This is a genomic window from Mycobacterium sp. (genome assembly GCF_035314665.1).
Lineage (GTDB): Bacteria > Actinomycetota > Actinomycetes > Mycobacteriales > Mycobacteriaceae > Mycobacterium.
In genome coordinates, this window is the sequence record NZ_DATFZD010000245.1 from 1 (window position 1) to 5390 (window position 5390).

At 64.4% G+C, this 5390-nt stretch carries 7 protein-coding genes; 2 read left to right on the forward strand and 5 right to left on the reverse strand.

What is annotated here, in order from left to right:
- Both VKI00_RS33835 and VKI00_RS17800 read right to left on the reverse strand, forming a co-directional pair.
- A partial coding sequence (locus tag VKI00_RS33835) for a DUF6611 family protein (RefSeq protein ID WP_414687197.1) occupies positions 1–142 on the reverse strand: 142 nt, incomplete at its 3' end.
- A 325-nt stretch (positions 143–467) separates the two neighbouring features.
- On the reverse strand, positions 468–848 hold the full coding sequence (locus VKI00_RS17800; RefSeq protein ID WP_324439653.1) for an STAS/SEC14 domain-containing protein: 381 nt from the start codon (positions 846–848) through the stop codon (positions 468–470).
- A 200-nt stretch (positions 849–1048) separates the two neighbouring features.
- Here VKI00_RS17800 and VKI00_RS17805 point away from each other — a divergent pair, with 200 nt between their 5' ends.
- A complete protein-coding gene (locus VKI00_RS17805; RefSeq protein WP_324439654.1) occupies positions 1049–1651 on the forward strand; it encodes a class I SAM-dependent methyltransferase in 603 nt (200 codons plus the stop codon).
- A 311-nt stretch (positions 1652–1962) separates the two neighbouring features.
- Here VKI00_RS17805 and VKI00_RS17810 read toward each other — a convergent pair whose 3' ends face one another.
- The 3 genes from VKI00_RS17810 to VKI00_RS17820 are packed head-to-tail and all read right to left on the reverse strand — an operon-like array spanning position 1963 to position 4867.
- Complete coding sequence (locus tag VKI00_RS17810) at positions 1963–3132, reverse strand: acyl-CoA dehydrogenase (RefSeq protein ID WP_324439656.1); 1170 nt, start codon at positions 3130–3132, stop codon at positions 1963–1965.
- Between the two features lie 15 nt (positions 3133–3147).
- Positions 3148–3663, reverse strand: a complete 516-nt coding sequence (purE, locus tag VKI00_RS17815) for a 5-(carboxyamino)imidazole ribonucleotide mutase (protein WP_324439658.1) — start codon at positions 3661–3663, stop codon at positions 3148–3150.
- Positions 3656–4867, reverse strand: a complete 1212-nt coding sequence (locus VKI00_RS17820) for a 5-(carboxyamino)imidazole ribonucleotide synthase (RefSeq protein ID WP_414687231.1) — start codon at positions 4865–4867, stop codon at positions 3656–3658. Before VKI00_RS17820 ends, purE begins: the two co-directional genes overlap by 8 nt.
- 86 nt (positions 4868–4953) lie before the next feature.
- On the opposite strand from VKI00_RS17820, the gene VKI00_RS17825 reads away from it, so the two are divergent.
- The coding region (locus tag VKI00_RS17825; RefSeq protein ID WP_324439660.1) for a GtrA family protein at positions 4954–5390 on the forward strand (437 nt) is incomplete at its 3' end.

A 5390-nucleotide genomic window follows, 5' to 3' on the forward strand; every position in this document is an offset into this window, starting at 1 on the left:
GTGGGTAGATGATCAACCGGTAGCGCCGAACAGCGTACTGACTGATTTTGACGTCATAAAATCCCCACGGTCGGTCACCGTCGAGCACCCGCGAAAACCACCGCGCGCCTGGTTCAACGGGTTGGTATTGGGCGTTGCGCACGAAGTCAGGCGTACGCGAAATTTGAGACGCCGACCCCCCAGCTAAACGGCACCCTTACACCTGAAGGGTCAACCTTTACGAATCTTTATCAAACGCGTCTCGGCCGAGAACCTCCCTGCGCGTAACGACCTCGCCAAAATCGACCACACCGTTCCGCACGCCGATGGCGGGCCCACCTATGCCTCTAACCTCAAATGCCTGTGGCGGCTGCATCATCCCCTGAAAACCTTCGGCGGCTGGCACGATAAGCAGCTGGCGGACGGCACGGTGATTCTTGCAACGTATCCCCCGCTGATGTGTGCGAGTAGTCAGGTGGGCCAGGCGCTCACTGTTCTGCTTCAGCAATCCATTCTCGTGCTTTGTCGGCTTCAGCTTCTGAAAACGCCCGGTACTCCCCCGGATAGAGAAAGCCGAACAACGCGCTGAACTTCGCGAGGTGTTTCGCCCAGGAGACATCGGTGACCACTGCGCAGCGTTCCCAGTCGAATAAGTGGCCGAAGCCGAATTTCTGATCCTCCCAGACCGCGCCGGGGTCGAAGCCCTCCAAGTCGGGGGCGATCTCGAAGTAGATCCGCAGCTTCGGGTGCCGATGCAGCCGATCTTCGAAGTCTGGTATGAGCACCTGGTCGTAATCAGCCTTCGTCACGTGCCCGTGGTACGCGAAGGCAGCGACGTTGTCGGGAAAGCCCTTCAGCAGTTCGATCATGAGCTTCTCCTCGAATCAGGGGTCTGCTCTCTCGTCGCGTCATCGTCTCCTGCGTGAACGTCCTGCTCTAGAGGCCAAAGTCACCGACGAAGCAATACGAACGAACGAACGGCGCCCGGCCGCCGGGTGCGCTGCTGCGTCATCACCCATAGAGTTGTTGGGCCGACCCGCCATCCCCGACCCTCTCTAGGAGGACCATCATGTGGCGACGTGCGCTGTTTGACGTGCTGTTTAGGATCGGTCGACCGATCTGGGACACACCAACCCCGCCCGAAGTGCGCGATGCTGTGGAGGGCCCATCAGCGCTGCCACCGGGGCGCGCGCTGGATGTGGGATGCGGCACCAGCCCGAACGTGGCGTATCTGGCTCAACACGGCTGGGTCGCGACCGGGGTCGACTTCTCCCCTAAAGCGATCCAGCTTGCCAAAAGGAAGGCCGCCGGCATCCCAGGCGCCGCGTTCCTCGAGGCTGATGTGACCAAGCTATCCGCTTCCGGTATCGCCGGACCCTTCGACCTTGTGATTGACAACGGGTGCTATCACTCACTGTCGTCCGAGGGTAGGGCCGCCTACGTGCCCGAAGTAGCCGCCCTCATGAAACCCGGTGCCCTGTTAATGATGTGGGAGGGAATCATGGTCGCCGACAACGAGATCCCCGACCGATTTCAAGACGAATTCGCCATCGAGCGCATCGAGCACAAAAGCTTTCCGATCCAGAGGCTGGGACTGAAATTTGCCAAGAAAAATGCCAACTGGTACTGGCTACGCCGCCTGGGCGAAGATGAGGGTGGACTCCAAACATGACAAGGGCTTAAACGTTCTTCAGCAATCCGATGCCAACACTTACTCAAGACTTTCTGGAGCGGCGTCACCGGTTGGCACGATAAACAGCTGCCCGACGGCACGCTGATGTGGACCTCACCGTCGAGCCACACTTATCGCACGGTGTCGGGTAGCAGGCTGCTCGTCCCCGAATTGTGCTTGCCGACAGGCTTGCTCGAGTTGCCCACTTCGAGGGCCCGTGAGTGCGTCGATCGCGGCGCGATGATGCCCCGCCGCAAGCGAACGAGAGCCGCCGATCGGCATCAACGAATCATGGCCGAGCGCAATGCCAATCAGCGCAGCAGTGCGCGTGACATCACCACGCGCTGAATCTGGTTGGTGCCCTCGTAGATCTGGGTGATCTTGGCGTCGCGCATAAACCGCTCCACGGGGAAGTCAGTGGTATAGCCGGCGCCGCCGAAGAGCTGCACAGCCGCCTCCGTCACATCCATGGCGGTGTCGGAGGCGAAGCACTTTGCGGCCGCGGAGATGAATCCGAGATTCGGCTCGCCGCGTTCGGCGCGCGCAGCGGCGGTGTAGACCATCAGCCGGGCCGCTTCGACTTTCATCGCCATGTCGGCCAGCTCGAACTGCACACCCTGGAACTCGGAGATCGACTTGCCAAACTGTTTGCGGTCCTTGGTATAAGCGACCGCCGCGTCGACCGCGCCCTGCGCGATGCCCACCGCCTGGGCACCGACGGTGGGCCGAGTGTGGTCGAGGGTCTGCAGTGCGGTCTTGAACCCGGTGCCGGGCTCACCGATCATCCGATCGCCCGGGACGCGGCAGTTCTCGAAGTACAACTCGGTCGTCGGTGAGCCCTTGATGCCCATCTTCTTTTCCTTGGGACCGGCGCTAAATCCCTCGTCGTCCTTGTGCACCATAAACGCCGAGATCCCGTTGGCACCCTTGTCCGGGTCGGTCACGGCCATCACCGTGTACCAAGTCGACTTGCCGCCGTTGGTGATCCAGCACTTGGTGCCGTTGAGGATCCAGTCGTCGCCGTCGGCCTTGGCCCGAGTCCGCATCGACGCCGCGTCGCTGCCGGCCTCTCGTTCAGAAAGCGCATACGAGGCCATCGCCCCCTCGGTGGCCAGTGCCGGCAGCACCTGGTTCTTCAGCTCCTCTGAACCCCGGAGGATGAGGCCCATGGTGCCCAGCTTGTTCACGGCGGGGATCAACGAGGCAGAAGCGTCGACGCGGGCGACCTCCTCGATCACGATGCAGGCCGCCACCGAGTCCGCGCCCTGACCGCCGTACGCCTCGGGAATGTGAACGGCGTTGAAACCGGACGCATTCAGCGCCGCCAGCGCCTCCTCCGGAAACCGGGAATGCTCGTCGACCTCGGCGGCGTAGGGAAGGATTTCCTTTTCCGCCAGCGCGCGGATCGCCACCCGCAGTTCCTCGTGCTCCTCCGGCAACTTGTACACATCGAACGACGGGTCCCCGGCCCACTGCGCCATCTCGGCCTCCTTTTGCTACTCGCCGGTAACTTTACCTTGACGTTCCTGCAGCGCCGCATCCTTGGCCAGTACCGACTCCGCCAGCTGATCTTGGAACGCGACGATCCGGCCGCGCAACGCCGGATCCGATACCGCCAAAATGCGGACCGCCAACAGACCCGCGTTGCGGGCGCCGCCGATCGACACGGTGGCCACCGGCACTCCGGCCGGCATCTGCGCAATGGACAGCAGCGAGTCCAGGCCGTCGAGCCGGGCCAGCGGCACCGGGACACCGATCACCGGCAGCGGTGTGGCCGAGGCCACCATGCCCGGCAGGTGCGCCGCCCCGCCGGCACCGGCGATGACCACCTCGATGCCACGATCGGCCGCGGTTCGGGCGTAGTCGAGCATCCGCCCCGGAGTGCGGTGCGCCGACACCACGCCGACCTCGTAAGCAATGTCGAACTCGGCAAGCGCGTCGGCGGCGTCGGCCATCACCGACCAGTCGCTGTCGCTGCCCATGATCACCCCGACCCGGGGGGCTTTAGCCATGCGGATCCCATCCGTCCGTCCACTGCCCGTCTGATAACCAGTGTGCCGCCAGCTCGGCGCGCTCGCGCAGATTCGCCAGCTCCGCGACATGGTCGCCGAGAAAGTTGACGTGGCCGATCTTGCGGCCCGGCCGTTCGCCCTTGCCGTAGAGGTGAACCCGAGCATCGGGCATCCGCGCGAACAGGTGGTGCAGCCGCTCGTCGACCGTCATCGTCGGCGTTTCCGCGGCGCCCAACACGTTGGCCATCACCGTCACCGGGACCGTCGCATCGGTATCACCGAGCGGATAGTCAAGCACCGCGCGCAGGTGCTGCTCGAACTGGCTGGTCCGCGCCCCGTCCATGGTCCAATGCCCGGAATTGTGTGGTCGCATCGCCAATTCATTGACCAGCAGCTGCCCATCGACCGTCTCGAACAGCTCGACGGCCAACACACCGACGACGCCGAGTTCGGCCGCCAACCGCAACGCCAGCTGCTGGGCCGCGGCGCCGACGTCGTCGGGCAGCGCCGGGGCCGGCGCGATCACCAGCACGCAGATGCCGTCGCGCTGCACCGTCTCCACCACCGGCCACGCCGCGCCCTGCCCGTACGGTGACCGCGCCACCAGTGCCGACAGTTCGCGGCGCATCGCGACCCGCTCCTCGACCAACGCCGGCACGCCAGCGTCCAAATACTGACGCACGATCTCGCGGGCCTGCGCCAGGTCGGCCGCCATGCGCACCCCGCGACCGTCGTAGCCACCGCGGACCGCTTTGACCACGATCGGGCCGCCGATGCGCGCCGCGAACGCCTCGACGTCGTCAAGCCGTTCCACCGCCGCATAGCGCGGCACCGGGGCGCCCAGCGCTTCCAGACGTCGCCGCATGAGGAGTTTGTCCTGCGCGTGAATTAAAGCCTCCGGCGGCGGCGCCACGTTGACGCCCTCGGCGACCAGCTTCTCGAGCAGCTCGGTCGGGACGTGCTCATGATCGAAGGTCAACGCGTCGGCGCCGGCGGCGACACGACGCAGATCGTCGAGGTTCGTGTGCGAGCCGATGACCACGTCCGGGCTCACCTGAGCTGCCGGGTCGTCGGCGTCGGCGGCCAGCACCCGCAGGCTCTGGCCCAGGGCGATCGCGGCCTGGTGGGTCATCCGGGCGAGTTGACCGCCGCCGACCATCGCGACGAGCGGTGCAGCGGTCGGGGTACTCGTCACGGCATTTATGGTGTCATGGCCGTTGAACGGCGTGTTTACCGGCGGCGACACCTTCGTTGGGCGCGGTTAACGGGCAGTACGTACACTGCGACATTGTGTCCTTTGCCGATGCCACGATCGCGCGGTTACCGCGGCCGATCCGTCCTTACGCCGAACGCCATCACGAACTGATCAAGTTCGCGATCGTCGGCGCGACCACCTTGGTCATCGACTCGACGATCTTCTACACCCTCAAACTGACGATTCTGGAGCCCAAGCCGGTGACCGCCAAGGTCATCGCTGGCATCGTCGCGGTCATCGCCTCCTACATCTTGAACAGGGAGTGGAGCTTCCGGGACCGCGGCGGTCGTGAGCGTCACCACGAGGCGCTGCTGTTTTTTGTGTTCAGCGGCGTGGGCGTGCTGCTGAGCATGGCGCCGTTGTGGATCTCCACCTACGTCTTGGACCTGCGGGTGCCGACGGTGTCGTTGACGGTGGAGAACATCGCCGACTTCATCTCGGCCTACATCATCGGCAACCTGCTTCAGATGGC